23 protein-coding genes and 2 pseudogenes are annotated in these 20,336 nt (G+C 59.1%); 1 reads left to right on the forward strand and 24 read right to left on the reverse strand.

What is annotated here, in order from left to right; all coding sequences use genetic code 11:
- Positions 1-98 precede the first annotated feature (98 nt).
- Positions 99-1,079: a hypothetical protein gene (locus TU86_RS13920; protein ID WP_048364897.1), complete on the forward strand. Its 981-nt coding sequence runs from the start codon at positions 99-101 to the stop codon at positions 1,077-1,079.
- 500 nt (positions 1,080-1,579) lie between these two features.
- On the opposite strand, the gene TU86_RS13925 is transcribed toward TU86_RS13920, so the two are convergent.
- From TU86_RS13925 to TU86_RS14035, 24 genes and pseudogenes are all read right to left on the reverse strand, one after another.
- Positions 1,580-1,993: a hypothetical protein gene (locus TU86_RS13925; RefSeq protein WP_048364898.1), complete on the reverse strand. Its 414-nt coding sequence runs from the start codon at positions 1,991-1,993 to the stop codon at positions 1,580-1,582.
- A 144-nt stretch (positions 1,994-2,137) separates the two neighbouring features.
- Positions 2,138-2,649 (reverse strand): annotated as a pseudogene (locus TU86_RS23150) (DNA adenine methylase); the annotation flags it as partial.
- A gap of 142 nt (positions 2,650-2,791) precedes the next feature.
- A complete protein-coding gene (locus tag TU86_RS13935) occupies positions 2,792-3,319 on the reverse strand; it encodes a lysis system spanin subunit (RefSeq protein ID WP_048364899.1) in 528 nt (175 codons plus the stop codon).
- The gene (locus tag TU86_RS13940) at positions 3,316-3,861 is read right to left on the reverse strand and encodes a glycoside hydrolase family 19 protein (protein WP_048364900.1); all 546 of its coding nucleotides are present in this window, start codon (positions 3,859-3,861) and stop codon (positions 3,316-3,318) included. Before TU86_RS13940 ends, TU86_RS13935 begins: the two co-directional genes overlap by 4 nt.
- Before the next feature lie 47 nt (positions 3,862-3,908).
- A complete protein-coding gene (locus tag TU86_RS13945) occupies positions 3,909-4,955 on the reverse strand; it encodes a phage late control D family protein (protein ID WP_048364901.1) in 1,047 nt (348 codons plus the stop codon).
- Positions 4,956-5,030: 75 nt separating this feature from the next.
- On the reverse strand, positions 5,031-5,237 hold the full coding sequence (locus tag TU86_RS13950) for a tail protein X (RefSeq protein WP_048364902.1): 207 nt from the start codon (positions 5,235-5,237) through the stop codon (positions 5,031-5,033).
- Positions 5,212-6,057 (reverse strand): phage tail protein, encoded by an 846-nt coding sequence (locus TU86_RS13955; protein WP_048364903.1) that lies wholly within the window; start codon positions 6,055-6,057, stop codon positions 5,212-5,214. The genes TU86_RS13950 and TU86_RS13955 overlap by 26 nt, the downstream gene beginning before the upstream one ends.
- A gap of 11 nt (positions 6,058-6,068) precedes the next feature.
- Positions 6,069-9,095, reverse strand: coding sequence for a phage tail tape measure protein (locus TU86_RS13960; RefSeq protein ID WP_048364904.1), 3,027 nt, complete (start codon positions 9,093-9,095; stop codon positions 6,069-6,071).
- Between the two features lie 148 nt (positions 9,096-9,243).
- Positions 9,244-9,552 carry a phage tail assembly protein gene (locus tag TU86_RS13965; RefSeq protein ID WP_048364905.1) on the reverse strand — a complete coding sequence of 103 codons (309 nt, stop codon included), beginning with the start codon at positions 9,550-9,552 and terminating at the stop codon, positions 9,244-9,246.
- A gap of 11 nt (positions 9,553-9,563) precedes the next feature.
- Positions 9,564-10,067 carry a phage major tail tube protein gene (locus tag TU86_RS13970; RefSeq protein WP_047280276.1) on the reverse strand — a complete coding sequence of 168 codons (504 nt, stop codon included), beginning with the start codon at positions 10,065-10,067 and terminating at the stop codon, positions 9,564-9,566.
- A 12-nt stretch (positions 10,068-10,079) separates the two neighbouring features.
- Positions 10,080-11,252 carry a phage tail sheath subtilisin-like domain-containing protein gene (locus TU86_RS13975; protein WP_048364906.1) on the reverse strand — a complete coding sequence of 391 codons (1,173 nt, stop codon included), beginning with the start codon at positions 11,250-11,252 and terminating at the stop codon, positions 10,080-10,082.
- Between the two features lie 90 nt (positions 11,253-11,342).
- Positions 11,343-11,789: a phage tail assembly chaperone gene (locus TU86_RS23295; protein WP_238938308.1), complete on the reverse strand. Its 447-nt coding sequence runs from the start codon at positions 11,787-11,789 to the stop codon at positions 11,343-11,345.
- A gap of 2 nt (positions 11,790-11,791) precedes the next feature.
- Positions 11,792-12,943, reverse strand: coding sequence for a gp53-like domain-containing protein (locus tag TU86_RS23715; RefSeq protein ID WP_420876375.1), 1,152 nt, complete (start codon positions 12,941-12,943; stop codon positions 11,792-11,794).
- Between the two features lie 171 nt (positions 12,944-13,114).
- A pseudogene (locus TU86_RS22820) lies at positions 13,115-13,972 on the reverse strand (phage tail protein); the annotation flags it as partial.
- Entirely contained in the window at positions 13,969-14,571 is a 603-nt protein-coding gene (locus TU86_RS13990) for a phage tail protein I (protein ID WP_048364907.1), read from the reverse strand. The pseudogene TU86_RS22820 and the gene TU86_RS13990, both read right to left, overlap by 4 nt.
- On the reverse strand, positions 14,568-15,455 hold the full coding sequence (locus TU86_RS13995) for a baseplate assembly protein (protein WP_048364908.1): 888 nt from the start codon (positions 15,453-15,455) through the stop codon (positions 14,568-14,570). Before TU86_RS13995 ends, TU86_RS13990 begins: the two co-directional genes overlap by 4 nt.
- Positions 15,452-15,778 (reverse strand): GPW/gp25 family protein, encoded by a 327-nt coding sequence (locus TU86_RS14000; RefSeq protein WP_048364909.1) that lies wholly within the window; start codon positions 15,776-15,778, stop codon positions 15,452-15,454. The genes TU86_RS13995 and TU86_RS14000 overlap by 4 nt, the downstream gene beginning before the upstream one ends.
- 6 nt (positions 15,779-15,784) lie before the next feature.
- On the reverse strand, positions 15,785-16,006 hold the full coding sequence (locus tag TU86_RS14005) for a hypothetical protein (protein WP_048364910.1): 222 nt from the start codon (positions 16,004-16,006) through the stop codon (positions 15,785-15,787).
- Positions 16,007-16,048: 42 nt separating this feature from the next.
- Positions 16,049-16,642 (reverse strand): phage baseplate assembly protein V, encoded by a 594-nt coding sequence (locus TU86_RS14010; RefSeq protein WP_048364911.1) that lies wholly within the window; start codon positions 16,640-16,642, stop codon positions 16,049-16,051.
- Positions 16,639-17,148, reverse strand: a complete 510-nt coding sequence (locus tag TU86_RS14015; protein ID WP_048364912.1) for a hypothetical protein — start codon at positions 17,146-17,148, stop codon at positions 16,639-16,641. The genes TU86_RS14010 and TU86_RS14015 overlap by 4 nt, the downstream gene beginning before the upstream one ends.
- Positions 17,141-17,806 carry a hypothetical protein gene (locus TU86_RS14020; protein ID WP_048364913.1) on the reverse strand — a complete coding sequence of 222 codons (666 nt, stop codon included), beginning with the start codon at positions 17,804-17,806 and terminating at the stop codon, positions 17,141-17,143. Before TU86_RS14020 ends, TU86_RS14015 begins: the two co-directional genes overlap by 8 nt.
- The gene (locus TU86_RS14025) at positions 17,803-18,123 is read right to left on the reverse strand and encodes a head-tail joining protein (protein WP_048364914.1); all 321 of its coding nucleotides are present in this window, start codon (positions 18,121-18,123) and stop codon (positions 17,803-17,805) included. The genes TU86_RS14020 and TU86_RS14025 overlap by 4 nt, the downstream gene beginning before the upstream one ends.
- A 2-nt stretch (positions 18,124-18,125) precedes the next feature.
- The gene (locus TU86_RS14030; protein WP_048364915.1) at positions 18,126-19,121 is read right to left on the reverse strand and encodes a major capsid protein; all 996 of its coding nucleotides are present in this window, start codon (positions 19,119-19,121) and stop codon (positions 18,126-18,128) included.
- Between the two features lie 119 nt (positions 19,122-19,240).
- Positions 19,241-20,329, reverse strand: a complete 1,089-nt coding sequence (locus TU86_RS14035; protein WP_048364916.1) for a YkvI family membrane protein — start codon at positions 20,327-20,329, stop codon at positions 19,241-19,243.
- Positions 20,330-20,336 lie beyond the last annotated feature (7 nt).

The raw sequence follows: 20,336 nt of genomic DNA on the forward strand, positions 1-20,336 counted from the left end.
CGTACCGGGACGAACCAGATGACATGCAACTTGGAGGACGCTATCTTGACGCTCTCCTTGGGACAACTGAGGAATACAGCGCCAAATAGGGGGTGACCATGACTTCGAAATATACGTTGCTTAGCGAAAATAGCGTTAGGGCTGCAGTACAGGATGGGGTTTTCACCTCTAAAGCCGTGGACATCGTTCGTGACGGCAATAATTCATTTGTACGTCATCTCGAACGTCAGGATACTCCAACAATCCCATCCTCAGTTGTTCAGATTCACAATAATTATATTTATGAGGCAGACACGTCAAAATACATAAGCGCTGTTGTAGAAGTTCAGAATCAATACATAACTGGCGAGCTTAAAATTAAATATGACGAGATTATAGTTGGCCTGACTACTTATCAAGAGCAAGGTAGTGATCTGGAGCTTTTAAACATAGACACAAGAAAATCTTTGTCTGCTTTTGGTGAGCGAAGTTCGCAGATACTTTCGGCTAAAATCAACAGGCCTTACCTTGAGGCCGCAAGTCTTGAAATTTTAGACTCATATACAAACCTAATATTTGTTTATGTTATGAGTGGCTTTTGGCGTTTCAGGTCTGGATTTTCGAAGGACTCAGTAGCGACGAATAAGCTTGACACTCTTGAGTCAGAGGTTCAATCCCTTTACTCATGGTTACTTCAAAATGGAAAAGAGAATGAGAATCCGCTAGGTAAATCGGTGTATGCCTATATTCTCCTCGAAAAACCTGAAGAGATCGAGGTCATCGGCCAGCTTGTTCAATATGATAATCGCTATAGCTCAGCGCTCGATATTGTTAAGTCCTTCTCGCTGAAGTGTATTGATCGCAAGGGCTGGGGCGAGCCTTACAAGGTCGGCAGGCTGCCAAATAATACTCAGGGCGAGGTTCGTTTGAGGGTCGCGCTGAGGCTCCACGATATTCTAAACAAGATAAGTAATATTCGTAGTGTTATTGATGAGCTAAAAGCCGTAGGCGAAATCAAGGTATCCGATATCTTACTGGGCGGTAAGTACCTCGACTCTCCCTTGTCGCTGTTCCGAATTGAAAATAAGCCGGATACCTGATCCGGTTTTCACACCTGAAGATTAGTGGTCGTACTTGTACCACACCTACCCGGCTGCTGCGGTACACCACATTTCCTTGGATTCCTCTAACTTGGGGAATTCCCTTTCAAGACCAGCCCTGGCATCCAAGCAGAAATCTCAACACACCCCAGATCAGCCAGCTCATTCAGCAAATCACCCTCAATGTGAATCACTCCAATTTTCGTAGACGCCTTTGAGCGACTGGTTTTGGCCGATTCTGTTGAAAAAGTCGGCCATGGTTTCTACGGCAGAAAAGTACGTGCTCGAGATTGAAATCTTTACGTTGAACAGAGGATTCCGGGCTCAGATTTCGCGTAGCGGCGCGCAAAAAAGGCTTTTTCAACGGTCAGTATGCAGGCAGTCTGGAAGGACCGACTTTTTCAACAGAATCGGCTAGAAGCGGACTGTCAACACTACAGTAGCGTGATAAATCTCAGACATCTACAGTGATATCAGCACGTGGACAGGCAGCTCGTTAGTCAGGAGCGATTGCAATCTGGATATCTGCCCCACGTGCACACATACTCCCAAAGCAGCTTTCGCTCTAAGTGCTTAATGTAGGCGGTGGTGTAAGGTTGCCCCATGTCGACGGGACAGGCCGAAACCCAAATATGCTCAAGTGGCGTCGTTTCGAGAAGGATCAACCTGAAAGTATTGCCTCCGGAATGTCCGGGCCGTTCGCTGAACGCCGAAGTGTTGAATTGACGCAACCGGTCTGCCAGCGTCTGGCCTGTCGTTTCCCCAATGTAGATGATGAAATCGTTGTTTATCCGGTAGTTGTCAGGTTTCTTTTTACTACGCGCGATGACGTACACGCCTGGCAGATTCTTCCCTGCGAGTTCTGTTCGTTCAGACCATGGACGCCAATCACAAAACCCTACCTCTCCCGTCATGGTTCGGCCCTCCCAGAGAAAAGTGTCTTTTTAGCATTACTGGTAAAGCGAAGGGAGATTGATTTACCCGTGCCCATGTATACTCTTGGCCGATAGTAGCCTTTCATCACGGACTGCTATCGGCTTCAAACCTACCAACCTACCTCCTCCTAAATCCTCCAGCTCCCCTTTCATCACAATAAACTCCCCCGTCACCTCAGCCTTTCCCTTCGGCTGATTCGTGGTCGTGTACCGAATCTCTGTCGTATCAAAATGTAACCCTTCATACACCTGCCGAATCCGGCTGGTCGTTGATGCTAACTATCACCTTCCCTTTACAGCTCCGCATAAAATCAGCCATGGGTTCATATTTTTCAAATGGGAAGTCCACGCCGTAGCTCGCGGTCTGCCAGTAAGGCGAATCCATGTAGTGGAAGGTATGCGGCCGGTCTTAGCGTACAGCGCACTCAAGCCAGCGCATGTTTTCAACGTAGGTGCCTGACAACTGCTCTCAGACTGCTGACAGGTTTTCTTCAATGCGCAACAGGTTGATTGCTGGAACTGTAGTAGCGGTACCGAAGATCTGTCCTGATACCTTGTTGCGGACGCAAGAAGTAAAGCGCCCCGCCGCCGGCGAAGACTTCTACGTGGCATTCGTGGTGTGGGAACAGATGGATAAGACGGTCGGTCTATGGATAGACAGACTCTAGGCTCGCTCCGCTTTGTGCACGGAGCAGGAGCCTTGACTGGGCTTGCAGGGATAATCTGCGGGTTTGGTGGCCGGGCTGGATGTTGACGCATCCAGCCCGGCCGCTCCTTTTATTTCGTGCGTGAGACTTCTTTGGCGTAGGCCTGACAGGCCTGCAGCGCGATCAGTCCTTGATCGCCGTCGCCGGTGATTCTGATAATTCGTTGAGCATGCGCTCGGTCAAGTTGGGCTCTTGCGGTTCCAGAAACCACGCCGCAGGGGCTGGTGGTGGCTTGCATTCCGTCACTACCAGTTGCGGGGGTGGTGTCGAGTAGGACTGACAGCCGCAGGTCAGCAGTAGCAAGGCGATCACGCAGGCGTTCCTGTTTAGTTTTCTCATCGGTAAGGGCTCGATAATGGGCTTGGTCGCTGGCTGCCAGCCATTGCTCCAGGGCGAGGCGTTTGCCTTGTTCGGCGAGGATTAGCGCTGAGTTGGCATTGGCCAGATTGGTGCGCTCAGTTTGATAGGCGGTTTCTTTGGCAGCTAACAGCTGACCGAAGGCGTTGGCCTGCCACGTCCATGCCATCCAGGCACTGCAGGCCATGAGACCGAGCATCACTAGCAATGCCCCGCCCCACTTCACCGCATCGAGCTTCACGCCAACACCTTGAGCGCCCGGGCGTACAGCACCTGACGATCTGCTGCGCCGTTTTGGCCACCGTTGATGCGTTGCGTGATCTTGTCGAACTGACCCGCGTCGGCCAAGGTGTTGAGCCCCCTGCTCGCCCAAAACCACGCCGCTGACATGCACGCATGCTGCGGCTTTTCCAGCAGTTCGGGATGGTTGACCAGATCAAGGGCCAGCGCTTCGCCACATGTGATGTAGTTGGCGCGGCCTGTGATCTGGATAAGCCCCCGGCCGCGATACTTCTGGCCGTCCCCGTCCGCCTCGGGCGTGTTGCCCAAGCGCTTGGCGAGTGAGCCGGTGTCGTATTTGCTCAGGTACTGGTCGCTGCCCAGCTCGCGCACGTAGCGAAACTGGCCGGACTCGTGGCCGATCTGGGCGATGAAGGCTGCGACGCGCTTCGTCCCGATGATCTGGAAGCGAACCATCGCGGTGTTTAGCACAGGAACAAAAACGCCGGCTGTTTGGCCGGGGTTGGGGAGGATCTGCTGGAGTTGTTGCTGGGTGATCGACATAGACTTGCCCTAATGAATAACCCGCACAGGGCGGGTTGTGTGTGGCATTAATTTGCTTGTAGCTGCACGACTTTTAGCGGGGCTTTGGGCTTCTTGCCTTTGGCCTTGGCTTTGCCTTTCTTGCCGCCATTGCATTCGACGGTGGTGCTCCAGCCGCTTTGGGTGAAAACCTGCTCCACCGAGTCCACCAGGTACTCGCCATCGAGCCCGGTCTTGAAGCCTTGGGCATTGATGGTGCGTTCGGCAAACAGGTCAGTACGACCGGGCATTTCCAACCGCACAGCAGCGGTCGAGCGATTGAACGCGGCCAGCCGCGCTTTGGCGGCCTGCTCGGCGGCGGATTTGTTGGGATAGATGTGACGGTCGGTGTGCACCGGCGGGAGGCCGTCAGGAGCTTCGTCGTTGTCCAAGGTGACGATGGCCAACTTGCCGGTTTTCTTGTCCTGATGCTTGGTGCTGACCGCCTTGTGGACGCTGCGATCACCGAGGCGAAACTGCCAGCGGCTGACGTCGCTACGTGTCAGGGTGATGGTCCCCAGCGCTGTACCACTCGCGCTTTGTCCACCTTGGCGCTGCATCACCAGTAGCTTGCCGTCCGCCACTTTAGCGGTGCAGTCGAACTGCTTGGAGAGCCGGGTGATGAAGTTGAAGTCGGATTCGCTGAGCTGGTCCGCGCGAGGCACCACGGTGTCGACCGGGCACACCGGCGACCAGCCGTTACGCGCAGCTATGTCCTTGACGATGCTGGCCAGACTCGCCCCTTCCCAACTGCCGCTGCGCGTGGTCTTGCCACTGCCACGCATGTCGCTGGCTTTGCCCCGGATCACCAGCGTATCGGGCGGGCCGGACAACTCGACCTCGTCTACGGTGTAGCGCCCGAGGCGGGTTAAGGCGGTGCCGCTGTAGCCGAGAAATACTTCGATGCTCGCTCCACGGCTGGGCAATGACACCGCGCTATCACGGTCATCAATGCGCAATTCAAAGTCGTCTGACTCCATGCCGGGTTTGTCAGTGGTACGCAGCAACAGAAGGCGGTCGTTGATCAGCGCAGTGATGTCAGCACCGTCTGCGACGATGCGGAAGGTGGGGGTCATAGGCGAATTCCCGACAAAAGAAAGCCCGCGCGATGGCGAGCTGAGTGGTTGAGCGTTACGCGTAACGAAACGCGGTTAATTCCAGAGCATCACCACCTCATCACTCGGCGCGGGCAAATCCGGCAGGTGAATCAATAGCCCGGCCTTGAACGGCTGCACCTCATCGGCCAGCCCTTGGTTGGCATCGAGCACGGCCTCGACCGTGCCGTTGAGGTGGCCGTAGTAGTTCTGGCAAATGGTGTCGAGTACGTCGCCGCTAGCCGTTCTGCAGGTCGTCGCCATAGCGCACAAACTCCAAGGTAAAGCCCTGTTTACGCGGGATGCCGCCTTGTAGCAGGGCACTCTGTTCTTCTTCGATGTTTTTTAAACACCAGTTGCCCAGCACCTCGCCGTAGCCGGTGGTCAGGCCCAGCGGTTGAAGCTGGGCGGCTATGCTGCGCAGGGTGTCGAGTTGTTTGATGCCGCCTTTGAACCCGCCAAAAATCGCGCCAGTGAGGGTGATGCGTTCTTCGCCCATGCCCACCGCTTGCTGCGCCGGGCGGCGGCTGAGGCGCTCTTGCGATGCCCAGCGGAATTCGCTGGAGCGCTTGAGTTCGTCGAAGGCGGCGGTGTCCAGGTTGAAGTAGAACGGTGTCGATCCGGGCTTGAGCGGTTGCATGATCAGCAGGTGCGGGAATGGCTTCACCGCTTCGGCGGCCGGGGTCGCGTCTGCGCCCAGCGCGCCGGTGGGCACGATGTTGGCCAGTGACGGGCTGACCTTACCCGCGATTTTGTTGATCGCGGTCGCGGCCTTGCCCGCCTGTTCTTTGAGTACACCGAGGCGCTCCTCGATCTGCGAGGCTGCGCGGGTGGCTTTGTTGTAGGTGGCCACCACCGCGCCGACCTTGGCCTGTGCCGCGTTAACGCCGCGCATCAGCCGTTGCACCTTGGCCCCTACCGCAGGACCAATAAACGGCAAGTCGCTCAGTTCGGAGGCGGCGCCGCTGATTTCACCAATGGCGCCGTTCACCGGCCCGAGCATGCCGTCGAGGCTACGACGCCCGGTTTCCCCGGCCGCAGTCAGGTACTTCAACCCTGACTGCAATTGTTCCATGTAGGCCATGCGTGCCCTCCTTACAGATGCGGTTGGTCGTACAGATTCCGGCTCGACATCTGCTGGTTGATTTGCTCGATCTGCCGTTGCAGGTGCGGCTGTAGCTCCCGGGCCAGTGCGGCCGGGTCTTTTACGTCGCCTTGCACGTTGATGACCAGGTCAGCCTTAACATCAATCTTCTGATCAATCTTCGGCGGCTCGACCTTGAGCACCGGCTCCACCTTCGGCGGCATGGCCAGCGCCCCCGCAGGCGCGGCGCTGGCAAACGAGCGCACCACGTCGCCCATGTTGACTGCACCGGGCAGCTCGCGTGATGCACTGGCACCAAGTGAGCCTTCAGGCGGTAGCGATTTGGGCCGCACCAGGTCCGCGCCCGGGAAGCGCGGTTTGTTGGCAAAGTGCGGCAACAGAAACGGATTAGCCGAGTCAGGATCATCAGGGTCATAGGACACCGGCTTGACCACCGGCGCCGGTAATTGTGTTTGTGCCGGCAACGCACTCGGAGGCACCAAGTCCGCACCGGGAAAGCGCGGTTTGTTGGCAAAGTGCGGCAACAGGAACGGGTCTTTCGAGTCTGGATCGTTCGGGTCATACGACACGGATTTGACCACCGGCGCCGGTGGCTCGCCCGCAGGTTTGGCCTCGGGTTTCTCAGGTTCGGCCGGTTTTTCATCGTCCGAGCCGAACCACGATTTGCCCACAAAAGCACCGACCGACTCGCCGCCCATGCTGCCCAAAATGCCGCCGATCAAGCCACCGACCGCCGTGCCCAAAATCGGCACCACGGAACCGATGGCCGCACCGGCAGCAGCCCCTGCCAGCGCACCGGCCATGTTGCCCGCTGCGGCGCCGTAGCCTTCGGCTTTTTCCTCCTTGGTTTCGGCGTTCTGGTAGGTGTCCATTGCGCGCATGCCGCCCTCAAGCAGCGACCCGCCCGGGATCAATTTACCGACCTTGCCCACCTTGCTGGCAAAGCCCATCACCCGACCAAGGCGACCCGGTGGTACGGGCGGAACCGGTGGAACAGGCGGCACGGGCGGACGCGGCGGACGAGGCCCACCACCACCACCACCCCGGCGACGTCCGTTGCGATTGCCACCGCCGCGACGGCGCCGACCTCGATCACCGCCGCCTCCACCGCCCCCGCCGCCCATGGCTGCGGCGTTGACCACAAACACCTTTTGCGGCCCGGAGTCTTCGCCGCCGTCATCATCGTTTTTTGCTTCACGGAACACGTCGAGCAGTTTCAGACCGGTATCAATCGGGTCAAAGCCTTTGCTCTCGCCGCCTTCCTCGTTGTCGTCATCACCGTCCTTTTTACCGCCGAACGCTTTCAACCCGATCTCAGCGAGGGCCAGCACCTTGGAGCCTTTACTATCGTCCTTGTCGTCGCCGTCACCGGCGTTGGTCACAAAGACCTTTTGCACGCCCTTGGCATCGCGGCCACCCATTGCGCCGCGCGCGAGGTTGAACAAGCCCTTGCCGATCTTGAACGACCCCAGCAGCCCTTGCAGGGTTAGCGCTCCACCGGCCAGCACCGTCAGCCCCATTGCCAACCCGGGGGTGCGATCACTGAGTGAGGTGATGCCCTTGGCCACCGTGGTCAGCCCTTCGGCCACGCCGTCGGTGATCGGGCAGATCGCATCGCCCACCGAGCGCATGGCGTCGTCCATCGACTGCGCCATTTCGGCCCATTTTTGCGACGAGGTTTCGCGGCGCTCGGCCAGGTTCTTGTCGAGAATGCCAGTGGCTTCGCGCGACTCGCGCTTTAGCTGGCCGTACAGCTCCTTGTTTTGCATGTAGGCGGTGAGCGCGGCCTTGACTTGCATGTCAGCGAACAGGTCGCCAGTGCGCAATGCCTGCTCCAGCGAGGCCATCATGGCCTTGGCTTTCTCCGGGTTGGACTCCTTGCTGATTTGCGCCGTGGCTGCGGCCATTTTGGCGGCGCGTTTGGGGTCGGTGGTCTCGATGTACTTTTTAGCCAACGCCATGCTCGACTCTAAGGTCGACATGCCCTCTTGCAGGCCGGTGCGCATCGAGCCTTCGTAATCAATCCCGGCCTTGCTGTAGGCATCGACGGTTTGCGACGAACCGATTTTATCCATCCAGTTCTTGATGTTGTTGGCCGCTTCGTCGGCGCCGCCCGCTGTTTTCATCTGCACCTGGAGCATGGCGCCCAGTTGCGTGACGGCGTCCATACCGGTGATGCCCAGCTTGCCCATGTTGGCCAACAACTCGGGGAACCAGCGTGCCATGTCACTGGCTTCAAAACTGCCCGCTTGCCCTTGAAACGCGATGGCCTCCAGTGCCTGCTGCATTTCCTTGGCGTCGGTGATCTTGGCGTTCTGCCCGAGGGCGTTGATCATCTTCGCCGTTTCGGCGCTGCCTGAGCCTTGGCCCACTACAAACTTGGCTGCCACTGGCGCGTATTCCAGCGCCTTGGCCAAGTCCATACCGGCGCCCACCAGTTCGTTGACCACGTTGGCCACTTCGTTGCGGGCCAACCCGGTATCGCGTGAGGTGTCGATGATGGTGCGCGACATCTGCTTTTCTTCGGGGGCATTGGCAATACCGGCCTTGATTGCGATGTCACGAATGATGGCGTTGTAATCGGCGCTGACTTTGGTCGGCACCGCCAGTGCTGCCGCCCCCACTGCTGCCCGGCCGACCGTGCTTTTAACGCTGGCCCGGCCTTCGTTGATTTGTGCGTGACCCTTGGCTTTCAGATCCGCCTGCCGAGCAGTACGGCCGAGCATTTGATAGGCCCGGTCGAGCCGTCCGACCTCGATCCCCTGCTTGCGCAAGCTGTCGAGGTTGGAATTGAGTTTGGTCAGCAGCGTGGACGCACCGGCGGCGCCGCTGTCGTGCGCTTTTTTCCACTCGTTGCGCAAGCGGATGGTGTCGCCGATCTGACGTTGCATGACCCGGGCTTTGGCCCCGGCCGCTTCGAGCTTCTTGATCCGGCCCTCAACGTCTTTGAACGCTGAACCCACGGTGGAACTGACCGCCCCGCCGATCACCAGCCCGAGCGCGAGTTTGTTTGCCATTTGTACGCCCTACCCTGTGGTTGCGCGGCAGGTGGCTCAATCCGTGAGCCACCAGACCATTTCCGAAAACGGCATGTCCATGATCTCGGCGGCAGAAAAACTCGTTTCCGCCGCCAAGCGCTTGGCCAGTTGTTTCAGGGTGTGGGGGTTACAGTTCGCTTTCTTCGACCATACGAAAATAGCCATCTTGCACGCGGCTGTAGTCCACCACCTTAAGCCCTTCCAGATCGCCGGGCGGGATTTCGGTCAGGCTGGAGAACAGCTGCAATTCGCGCTTTTCAGCATCGCCGCCGGAGACCGCGCCCGCTGCCCGCACATCGCGAACGGTCGGCGCGCGCATGACCACCTTGTCGGTTTTGACATGGTTGAGTTCAGTTGGGTAACGCAGGGTGATGGTGACGCCTTCGTCGGTCAGGGTGAGCCAAGTCGGGATTTTCTTTTCAGTGTTGGTAGTCATGCGGGAATTCCTTAAAGGCCCAGGGCGCTGCGTACATCTGCCATTTGGTCGACGCCATCAATTACGCGCACGCAATTGACCATGTCGATTTCGTACATCACACGACCGTCCACTTCCAACTTGTAATATTGGAGGGCCATCGCGTACTTGTTCTCGGCCTTATCGCCGGGTTTCCAGTCGCCCATGTCCAGTTCTTTGAGCATGCCGCGCATCGTCGCGATCACGGGGGTGACCTTGCCACCCAGACCTTTAAAAGCTCCGCGAAACACGGCATTGCAGCTGGTCTGATCAGCCAGACCGAAGTACTTCATGGACTCGCGGCGGACGCCGGTCGTGACGAAACTGGACTCCAGTTTCTCCAGTCCCATGTCCATCTCAATCTCGCCACCCATGCCGCCACCCCGGAACGAGTCAGTTTTAACGGTCAACTTGGGCAGGGTCACGGACGGCACATCACCGGAAAAACTGATCCCGCCCAAAAACAGGTTGGTATCAAAAAGCACTTGAGGAATCATTGAGCGGCCTCCTTAGGCGGCGGTGTCCACGACTTCAGTCAGACCCTGATTGGTCACTTGAACGAGGAAGTTCGGGTTCTCAGCAGGCGGGGCGTCCGTGAAGCGGATGTTCCAGTAAATTTTGCCCTGCTCCAGCTGGCTGGTCGTGTTCATCTCAGGGTCCGCATACACCTCGAAATACAGCACCGCGCCGAGGTTTTTCAGATCCCGCATGAACGCATCCAGACCATCTGTAACGTTCTTGACGTAGGTCTTGTTGATTGGAAGATCGACCGCCCATTTATGTCCGGCCTGAATCGCGTCCATCACGATGTCGACGGTGCGCACCCGTGTCACAAACGACCATTTCGAATCAGATGACAGCGTACGGTTGCCCCACAAGCGGTAGCCGCCGTCGCGAATGATGGTGGCAATATTGGCGTTGTTGAGTAGGTTAGCGCGGCAGGTTTCATCACCTTCCAGGAACTCAATCGGGCGCGTGGTGCCGGTGATGCCGACAAACTCTTTGTTCGACGGCGAGGCCCAAAAGCCGTACTCGGTGTCAGTCCAGGCGAACAGGCCAGCGGTGAACGCCGAGGCCGGGGCGTCGAGGGTCTTGCTGGTGATCGTGTCCCACTGCTGCACGCCCGGGTCGACCATGTAAATGCGCTTGCTGCCGAACTCCTGCGCGTAGGCCAGCACCGCCTCGTCGGTGGTGTTGGGGCCGTCGACGATGGCGATGGCGCGCAACTTGCCCGCCAGTGCATCCATTGCGGTGGCCACCGCTTGCGTGGCGGAATGCTTGGGCGCGATCAACAGCCGCGGCTGGGCGTTGAACCGGCTTTTGCCATCGAGCAGCGCTTGCAGGCCGGTACGCTGGCCCGAGGCCAACACGCCGCCGATGATGGCCGAAGTTTGCAGCGCGTCGTCTTCCAACTGGGCCACGCCGCACGCGACGATCACGGCTTTGGCTTTCAAGAAAACGGCTTTGGCGGCGCGGGTGATGGCTGAGTCTTCACCGAAGGCGGCCACCGCTTCGCGCTCGCTGGTCAGCAGCACCAGGTCATTGGGTTTGGCGGTGGCCTTGAGGCCCGGGGTGAAGGTGTCGCAAAGGCCGATGATCGAGGTCGACGGCAGCGCAATGGTGCGCGCGCCGGTGTCGACCAGCGTGACCGTAACGCCGTGGAAACGGCTGGCTGTGCTCATACAGGTACTCTCCAGAAACAACAAAGCCCCGCAGTGCGAGGCGTGTATGGGTCAAACGGTGGATACAAAAACGCCTCAGGTTGGGCGTTATCAGGTTTGTTCGGCGAGCCAGTCGGGCCGCACAGGTCGATATTTCAATGTCGGGAAGTCCGACGACTGCGGCCAGTCACGCAACGCTTGCAGGTAGCTCAGCAGCCCCTTGAAGTGGTCCAGTGTGAGCGTGGTGTCCAAGCCCAGATCGACTTCGTCCCGGTGCCGTTCACGCAGCCATTTGACCGACTCGACCTCGGCGTCACGCCATGCCCGTTCATCACTGGCTGCGCGGTCTTCAGGACTCAGGAGGTCAATGACACGAAATTCAACCTTGCCTGCCTCAGTCAGGTAAGCCGTGCCTTTCCCACCGCTCAGTGTTTGCGAAAAGATTCGACGTGTCACCGGCGTGGCGCCCTCAGGCACATCCTCCCCGTTGATCACCGTGTCATAGCGCATCAGCACCCGGCCGTCCTCGGCCAGATTCAGGTAGTAACGATCCGTCATGCTCAACTCCCCCATGCCCAGTAATAGCCATAGCCGCCGCCGGACAGACTGCCGCCGACCGACCAGATGAATTTCGTGCGGTCGATCACTTGGGTGACATAGCCGAAGCCGCTGGCATGGCCGCCTTGGGTTGCCGCTTCAATGCTCATGACCATGCCGAAGCAGGCGCTAGGAAACGGCACGTTGAAGCCCCGATAATCGGTGGCACCCTGCGACTCGTAGACGTAGCCCCATTGCAGCAAAAACCCGCCCAGCCAACTTGGAAAACAGAAGTAGCCGTTTTGGGTGGGGCTGAACGAAAAGCCCCACTTGAGCTTTTTGGGCGTGACCATCGTCGTGTCATCGGTGCCCGCGTTGACCTGATTAATCGACGCGATCCCGGCGATGCCTGCCACGTACTCCGTGGCCTGTACCACCTTTTTAGCCACGTAGCGCGCCACCGAAAAGGGGTTCATCCAGCGGGCGATGTTGCTGCCGCCTTCAGCCTCTTCGACCGAGGCCTGCATTGAGATGTCCACCAGTTCAGGTGACGACACCCACGCAATCGGGTTGGCCCCGGCCGGGGCTTTGCGGATCACCACCCGACCGGACGCCACCGTGATACACACCGCAGGGGCCGCCACGTCATGACGCAACCAGGTGGTGCCATTCCAGTAACAGTTTTGCCCGATTGAGGATTCAGACACAGAGGTCACGAACGCGAATTGCCCACCGTGCAGGTCCAGGCTGCCGCCGCCCAACGGGTTACGAATCGGCACCCCGTTGGTGATGTTGTAGTCCTCCAGCGTGGTGCCTTTGTTGGCCTTGCCCGCCAACCCATTGATGATGGTGTTGGCAAAGTTCGGATCGCCGCCCAAGGCTGCCGCCAATTCGCGGATAGTGTCCAGCGCACCCGGTGCGCCGTCGATCACCCCTGAAATAGCGGCTTGAATGGCAGTCGTCACTTCCGCCTTGGTATAGGCATCAAGGATGTTGTACCCAGCCAAGGTGGTAGGTTTGTTGCGGATCGCGGCAAAGGTCAGGCTACTGGCGTCGATCACCGCGTCACTGACACCCCAGACAATCGGGTTAGCCCCGGCGGCGGCCTTGCGCACCACCAGCGCACCGCGCTCCAGCGCAATGCACACCGCAGGCCGCGACACGTCATGACGCATCCAACTGGCGCCATTAAAAAAGCAATTCTGGCAGACCGACGCCTCTTGATTGGCTGACAGAAACGCGAACGAGCCGCCGTGAATATCCAGGCTGCCACCGGCCAGCGGGTTGCGGATCGGCACCCCGTTGGTGATGTTGTAATCCTCCAGCGTGGTGCCTTTGTTGGCCTTGCCTGCCAAGCCGTTAATGATGGTGTTGGCAAAGTTGGGGTCGCCGCCCAAGGCGTCGGCCAGTTCTTTGAGGGTGTCCAGCGCACCCGGCGCGCCCGAGATAACCGCCGAGACGGTGGCTTGCACAAACGCGGTGGTGGCCAGTTGCTGGTTGTTGCTGCCCATCGCAGCCGTAGGCGCAGTGGGCAAACCGGTGAGCGCCGGGCTGCTGAGAGGCGCCTTAAGTTTCAACCCGGTATCAACCTGCTCTTTGGTGTAAGCGTCCTTGATCCCGTTATCGGCCAGTGTCTCAGGGTTGCTGCCCTCGACCACCACGCCGCGTTTGTCGATCAGCACCTTGGTGTAACTGCCAGGCTTGCGCGTCGGCGGCAACACTTCAAGGATGCGGTCGTCCACGTACTGCCGGGTCGCCAGTACCACGCTCGGGTCGATCTTGAGCGTGACGTTGGCGGCGCTGCTGACGATGAAGTTAATGCGCACCACTTGGGTCTTGCCCGAACCTTGGGCCAGTTCAGGCTTGAAGCTGGGCGCACAGTTGGCCACCGCCACCAGATCGCCGTCCGCGTCGTACAGGCCGATTTCACGAATCCACCAGCCGCCGACGTTTTCCGGGATCACCTGCTCGGCGATGATCACGTTGGTGTTTTTCGGGTCAACCTTGACCTGATTCAGCGGCGCGCGGCGACGCTCGTTAATCAGCTTGGTTTGCGCCCGGTTGGGCTGCGGGTCGGTGCCGTTGGCATCGCCCACGCCCATCTGCGAGAACGTCCACGGGATATTCATCGCGTCGGCGTTGGCCTGCTTGGCCTCGCCCACGGCGGTGAGGATCGCCATGAACTGGCTGCTTTGATCAATCATGAGTACACGTCCAGGAATTCAATGTGATGTTCGCGGCCCGCCGGGCCGTAATGCCCCGTGACCTCGATGTCGCGCGGCGCCGGTGGGTACACGTCGATCACCTCGCCCTCGTACAGGCAGGCAAAGACGTTGAGCTGGCCGGTGCTTTCAAGGCTGATCACCAGTTCGGTCAGCGTGCGGCTGAGGGGTTTGGCGTCATCGATCAGGGCTGTCAGCTCGCGGTACATTTCCTCGGTGATGCCGGTTTCCAGCACCCCGACCTTCAGCCCGAATGTGCCCGGCACCCCCATCGGTACGGTCTGCCACCACTCGATCACTTCCAGCAAATAACCCAGCGGCTCGACCACCCGGCGCAGCGCGCCGATGGTGCCTTTGTGGGCATGGATGAAAAACGCCGATTCAATGGCGGCGCGCTTGACCTGCTCGCTCCAGCGGTTGTCCCAGCGGTCGACCGACCACGCCCACGCCAACTGGTGCAGCAAGTGCGCCGGGCAGGTTTTCGCGTTGTACAGGGTGCGAATCGGAATCGCCGGGTTGTGATCAATCGCCCCTTCGATACCCCGCTCTAACTGTGTGCTGTTGAGCGGAAGCAGGCTCACCCGGCACCGCCTTGGGTCACGTTGTAACCAATGCAGTACGCGGCTTGATGCTTGGCCCGGGGGATGTCGACCCAGCCGGGCAAGTCCACGCGGCTGACGCCGGTGATGTGCAGTTGCGCATCAATCGCCGAGCGGGAGATTTCCACGCCAAGGCGACGACGCGGGTTGATCCAGGCCGCGAGGCGCCGGGTGGCTTCGGCCAGAATCGCTTCGTTCTCCGAGCCGGTCCCGGCCATGTGCAACACCGCGTCAATGCGGTATTCCTGCACCTCGGCGCTTTGCACCGTGACCCGGTCCCCGACCGGACGTATGTCTTCATCACTGAGGTGAGCCAGCACCTTGTCCAGCAGCGGCTGGTCGGCCACGCCGTTGCCTTCCAGATGCAGCACGGTGACCACCACGTGGGCCGGACTCGGGCTTTCGGCCTGCGCGTCAGCTACCAGCGCCGAGGCGTTGCGCGCGTGCAGGATGTAGCTGTTACGCGGTCCGGCCGTGGTCAGGCCCTCATACACTAGTTGGATACGCTCGCGTAATGCGTCGTCCAGTTCCATCACTTGCGGCACCGGTGGCACGCTTTGCAGATCGGCTTCCTGAATCACCAACCGTTTAAGCCGTACGTTGGCCGCGAGGTGATCGAGGTCGGTGCGCTGGGCGTAGGCCAACAGCAGCGACTTGGACGCGTCGTTGATCCGCGCCCGGATCTGCAACCGCCGATACGCGCCCAGCTCCAGCAGCTTGACCACCGGATCGCTCTCCAACGCCGCGTTCCAGTTGTCGCCCATATAGCTGCGAAACACCGCCAGTTCTTCCTGATAGGCGTCCTCAAAGTCCAGCGACTCCAGCACCTCAGGGGTCGGCAATGCCGACAGGTCCACGGTACTCATGCGCTCACCTCCATTGCTACGCCCTCGCCCCGGTACAGGCCCTTGAGTTCAAAAGTGATCACGCCATCAAGCACCGCCGACACCCGCACCGACTGCAACTTGAAACGCGGCTCGCACAGGTTCAGGGCGTGGGCGACTTCGGCCTGTACCGCGCTTTTCCAGCCTGCGTTGATCGGCATATCAACAAAGCGGCGCAACTGGCAGCCATAGGCCGGGCGCATGCGCCGACTGCCGACCGGGGTGGTAAGAATGTCGCCGATGGACTGGCGAAGATGCTCGACGCCGGAAAGGGCCGCACCGGTGTGGCGATCCATTCCGATCATCGCGGGTTACTCCGTCAGGCGTTCAAAATCCGGGTGGCTGTTGAGGTACTGGAACTGCTGATCGTCGACTGCTGTGGCGCGGCCTTTGGCGACCGGGAGCGAGGCCCCGCCGGGCAGGATCAGGGTGCGGGAGGTGTAGACCTTGTCGCGGAAAGTGCGAGCCGGTGCGGTCTTTTGCAGGACTGGTGCAGCCGGTTCGGTAACTTTGTCGTCAGGTGTTTTGCTCATGGTGTTCTCCAGGTAATAAAAACCTCGCCGTAGCGAGGTTGGTTAAGACGGTGTGCCCGTTATTCCCGGGCCGGGGATCACACCTTTGTGGGTGTGCGTCGATCCGACATTCAGTCCGTTGTGGGTCAAGATCGATCCGTTGATCACCACGTCGCCGTTCAGGGTGATTTTCCCGGTCAGGTTGATTGCTTCGGCCTTGCCAGTAATGGCGCTGTCAGTGACCACCGCCGAACTGCTACCGACCGCAATCGTCACGGTGCCGCTGGGCAGGGTGATGGTGTAGCTTTTGGCTTGCCAGTCGTAGACCAACGAACCGCCGTCATCAAACCGCCACACTTCGACGTGGTCGCGGTTGTCCGGCGGTGCCCCTGCGTCGCCGTACAGGCCCGGCACAAAGGTGCCCATGCCTGCCTGCCCGCTGGGGTTAAACAGCACGCCCTGCTCGCCCAAACTTGGCGCGCGCCAGTGCCGGGCCTTGCCCGCCGCCACGCTGTGCCAGCGCACCCAGGCGCTGGTCCAGTCGCCGGTGGATACGCGGCAGGCGGGTGGCGACGCGGCCAAGTCCACCGCGACCACGTAGCAAGGAATCAACAGAGCCGCGATCATGCGGTCGTGTTCAGCACTCGCGTAGCTCACGGCAGATCCTGCGGTGCGACCGACTCTTCGTCGTTGACGCTGATCAGCAACGAGCCCGGCGGCTCATCGGGCCACGGCCATACCTGTTCACCGAGGAATACCGTCTGCGTCCACTCCACCAGCCACACGGTGTAGCCGTCCAGATCAGGGCGCGTCCAGTCCTGGCTCGACCGCTGGAACTCGGCCGTTTCAACTGCCAAGCCCCACGATTGGCCACGCAACAGCACCGCCAGTTGCGTGGCCAGGTGCACGGCTTGCGGGTAGTGGTCGGCACGGATCACGTCGACAATCACCCGCGCTTCAAAGGTGAGGGTCAGGGTGGTTTCACCGGTGCCGATGTCAGTACCGGGCTCGAACTCGGCAATGTCGAGAAACACCGCCGGGAGCGGGATGTGCTGCTGGATGTCCGGCCAGAAGCTGACCAGTTGCACACCCGGCAAGTGCTGCTGGAGGTGCTGCTCGATGGCCTGATACAGCAGGTCGAGACTAAACGGCTGCTCAGACACGGCGCGTCCCCTTCAAGTATTTTTGCAGTTCGAAGTTCATCTCTTGTTTGAGGACGTGCATCAAGCGTTCGTCGGCCTTGCGGCTCCAGGCGTCGAAGTGGGGGCGCACGGCGTCCAGTGAGATTTTGGCTTTGGCCAGCGGGAAGCGGTCACTGTTTTCACCGACAAAACCGGAGCTACCCCCGGTACGGGATGAGACCTCGCTATCAGGATAATCAGCCGGGTTGAAGTGCTTGCTCGCAGTACGAATCCACACGTCAGCCTGATTGCCATACACCTTCTTATAGAAAGCCCCCTGATAACGCCGCCCCGCCACCGACACGCCCGCCTTGGTCTGACGGGCGCGCCCTGCCCGGCTGGCTTCCAGCGGGTTAATGCCGAACCACAATTTGCCGCGCATTGAGCCGCCTTTCACCGGGTAAGTGATCAAACGCTGCCGCACGGCTCTCACTGCAATTTTTTCTTGCTTGCCCACATCACTGGCGATTTTTCCGCGTAACCAACGCAGTGTTTTGTTGATCGCCCGGCGCTGGGCTATGGCGGCAGCCTTGGGCACCAGGATGGCCAAGTCTGCAAACGCTTTCAGATCCTCAGCCGAGGCCTGGATGTGGAGCATGCCGCTGCTCTTTTTGACTTCGCTGAAACTGCCGATGCTCATGCACGTTTCCTCAAGATCAGCGACACCAGCCCGTCGCCGCTGGGTTCCAGTTGCAACAGGTCGTAATCACCGCCGCCGTCCAGTTCAGGCACGTCGATGGTGACTTTTAGCCCTTTGCTCAGCCCGTCTGAATCCGCCACCCGCACCACAAAGTGTGGCTCACGAATGGCCGTATTTAGGCGACCGACCTGCGGCTGTTTCCACGGTGCAGAGAACATCCCCAGCACCGGCTCGGCGCGGCCTTCGATGTGGCCAGTGTCGGCCAGCACGTCGAAGATCACGCTGTCGATGTCGGCCGCCAGATCGCGGATGCCCACGCTTACAGCTCCAGCAGGATCTGCGCACGCGGTCGGGTGCAGATGTGCAGCGGGTTGGACTGCGCTTCGCCGGCCATGCCTTTGTTGAACGGCATCGGCTCGATCTTGCTGTAGTACGGGATGCCTTGGGTGTTGACCGTTTCCATGTAATCGGCCGGGGCGAAGGCCGAGATGTACAGATCGGGCACGCCTTCGGGAACGAGCAGGGCTTTGTCGTCGTGGACGAATGCAACGCTTCCGATCTTGCCGCGATAGCGTTCCCAGACAATGCCGCCATACTCGAAACTCTCGCGGGCATCGCCGCGCAGAGCAGCCGCTTGTGCCGAGCTGAGATAGGTAGCCTTGATTTCCTGAAGGCCCATCAATGTGTTCCAAAAGTTTTTGCCGCAGAACGCCCGTGCGCCGGTGCTGGTAACACTGCCAAGCGCATCCTCCTGCAGATCCAGGGCTATACCGCAGTTGACGCGAAAGTCGGTGCCAGCCTTGGTCATGCCCATCGACATACGTTGTCGGTCAACACCAAATCGTTTGTACAGATCAATCAGCACGGTCTTGCCGTCCGCGTCGAGGATCTGGCCATTCAAGGCACCGGCTCGCTGGAATTCATGGGTGACGTCCAACTGGCGACGGGCTTTCAACAGTCGCGCATTGACCACGTCCTGCACGGCCTGCAACTCACTGCGAGTACCGAAGGCGCGGATGCCCTGAATCTCATCGGCCTTGATGGTGAAGCGTTCCGGCAGGTGCACAGTGTTGAACGGGATCAGCGTGCGTTTGCTCGCGCCGACGATCAGACCTGAAGTGCCGCGCTCACCGGCCGGCACCAGGGCCAGAGTGTCGCCGTCCTTCTCGATCTGCACGGTCAGGGTAGTGATGCCTTCTTCCTGAAACAGGCCAAGACTGCTCAGGCGCCCGGGTTGGTACGGTTGTTCGTTGATGGCAGCGGTCAGCGACGAAACAGAAAACGCTTCGTCGTCAAAGATGGCGATGTCGGCCATTGAGAAATCTCCAGGCAATAAAAACCCCGCTCGAGGCGGGGTTCAATAAAAGGGGCGGCGATCGGTCTACTGCCGTTCCCAGTAGGTAACTCCGAACAACTGCTCGGAGGTTTGAGGGCTTAGGAAACAGCTTCCAACGCAGCTTTCTGCGCCTTGGCAATGGAACGGCTGCGTAGCCAATTGAAGCAAATAGAGAGGATCAAGGCGAAACCGACGTAGCCCAGCAGTGGGTAGACAGTGCCTACCAGCTTGCTGAAGCCACCCAGGCTCAAGGCCAGACCTATGCATACCGAGACTGCGCTAATCACCTTGAAGCGTTTAGTTTCAGGCTTGGCGAAGCGGGCACTGAAAGCAAAGAACATCCCCACTGCCGTGCTATAGACCATGCAAACCAATGCCAACGACATAACCACCGAAAGAATCGGCGAGATACGTTCTGCGAGTGCCAGGGAGGGCATTTCGATGCCTTGCAATTGGTTGATGTTGGCGAACAGGCCAATGTTCAACAGCAGAATCAACGCACCCAGACCGAGACCACCGAGTACGCCACCGATTGCGGCGGCTTTGGGTTGCTTGGTCATGCCACCAATGACAGCCAGCATCGGGAACCCTACAGCGATGTTGAAAGATGCATACAGCAAGGCTCCCACAAACCAGTTGCCAGTAACCGTTTCGTTGTTCTCACGAGCAACTGCGTCGAGGGTCTCGATTGGGGCGTTGTAACTGAAGATCGAGTAAGTGGTGATGATAAGCACCATCGCCAGCAGGAAAGGCATTACCGCACTTATCAAGTCGATGATGCGCTTCACGTTCATGCACAGCGTAGCGATCACCAATACCGTCATGAGTACGCCGCCGAACAAGGGAGGTAGATCGTACTGCTGAGCAAAGATCGAACCGCTGCCGGCCAGCATCACTACGCCGACACCGTAGAGGAAGAAAGACAACACCACATCAACGACCAGACCGATGCGGGCACCGAATAGAATGTAGAGAACTTCCTTGTGCGAGCTCGCTTGCATCTTCGAACTGACCCGAGCGATCTGCATGCCGAGGAAAGCAAACATCAGACCGCTTACCAGCGTGCCGACAATGCCTATAAGCCCATAGCCAGTGAAAAACTGGAGTACCTCCTGGCCGGAAGCAAAACCACCACCAATAACGACGGACATGTAAGCAAGGGCAATCTGGATCGATTGTTTATTCATTAAACTA

This window comes from Pseudomonas weihenstephanensis, assembly GCF_001043055.1.
GTDB classification, from domain to species: Bacteria; Pseudomonadota; Gammaproteobacteria; order Pseudomonadales; family Pseudomonadaceae; genus Aquipseudomonas; species Aquipseudomonas weihenstephanensis.

Excerpts from the sequence above, each read along its gene's own strand:
- TU86_RS14005 (WP_048364910.1), bottom strand. The coding sequence starts at position 16,006 with ATGAGCAAAACACCTGACGACAAAGTTACCGAACCGGCTGCACCAGTC.
- TU86_RS13995 (WP_048364908.1), bottom strand. The coding sequence starts at position 15,455 with ATGAGTACCGTGGACCTGTCGGCATTGCCGACCCCTGAGGTGCTGGAG.
- TU86_RS13945 (WP_048364901.1), bottom strand. The coding sequence starts at position 4,955 with ATGACCCCCACCTTCCGCATCGTCGCAGACGGTGCTGACATCACTGCG.
- TU86_RS13925 (WP_048364898.1), bottom strand. The coding sequence starts at position 1,993 with ATGACGGGAGAGGTAGGGTTTTGTGATTGGCGTCCATGGTCTGAACGA.
- TU86_RS23715 (WP_420876375.1), bottom strand. The coding sequence starts at position 12,943 with ATGCGTCATGACGTGTCGCGGCCTGCGGTGTGCATTGCGCTGGAGCGC.
- TU86_RS13940 (WP_048364900.1), bottom strand. The coding sequence starts at position 3,861 with ATGTCGATCACCCAGCAACAACTCCAGCAGATCCTCCCCAACCCCGGC.
- TU86_RS13975 (WP_048364906.1), bottom strand. The coding sequence starts at position 11,252 with ATGAGCACAGCCAGCCGTTTCCACGGCGTTACGGTCACGCTGGTCGAC.
- TU86_RS13965 (WP_048364905.1), bottom strand. The coding sequence starts at position 9,552 with ATGACTACCAACACTGAAAAGAAAATCCCGACTTGGCTCACCCTGACC.
- TU86_RS14020 (WP_048364913.1), bottom strand. The coding sequence starts at position 17,806 with ATGAGCATCGGCAGTTTCAGCGAAGTCAAAAAGAGCAGCGGCATGCTC.
- TU86_RS13955 (WP_048364903.1), bottom strand. The coding sequence starts at position 6,057 with ATGGCCTACATGGAACAATTGCAGTCAGGGTTGAAGTACCTGACTGCG.
- TU86_RS13960 (WP_048364904.1), bottom strand. The coding sequence starts at position 9,095 with ATGGCAAACAAACTCGCGCTCGGGCTGGTGATCGGCGGGGCGGTCAGT.
- TU86_RS13970 (WP_047280276.1), bottom strand. The coding sequence starts at position 10,067 with ATGATTCCTCAAGTGCTTTTTGATACCAACCTGTTTTTGGGCGGGATC.
- TU86_RS14030 (WP_048364915.1), bottom strand. The coding sequence starts at position 19,121 with ATGGCCGACATCGCCATCTTTGACGACGAAGCGTTTTCTGTTTCGTCG.
- TU86_RS13920 (WP_048364897.1), top strand. The coding sequence starts at position 99 with ATGACTTCGAAATATACGTTGCTTAGCGAAAATAGCGTTAGGGCTGCA.
- TU86_RS23295 (WP_238938308.1), bottom strand. The coding sequence starts at position 11,789 with ATGACGGATCGTTACTACCTGAATCTGGCCGAGGACGGCCGGGTGCTG.
- TU86_RS14035 (WP_048364916.1), bottom strand. The coding sequence starts at position 20,329 with ATGAATAAACAATCGATCCAGATTGCCCTTGCTTACATGTCCGTCGTT.
- TU86_RS14000 (WP_048364909.1), bottom strand. The coding sequence starts at position 15,778 with ATGATCGGAATGGATCGCCACACCGGTGCGGCCCTTTCCGGCGTCGAG.
- TU86_RS13950 (WP_048364902.1), bottom strand. The coding sequence starts at position 5,237 with ATGGCGACGACCTGCAGAACGGCTAGCGGCGACGTACTCGACACCATT.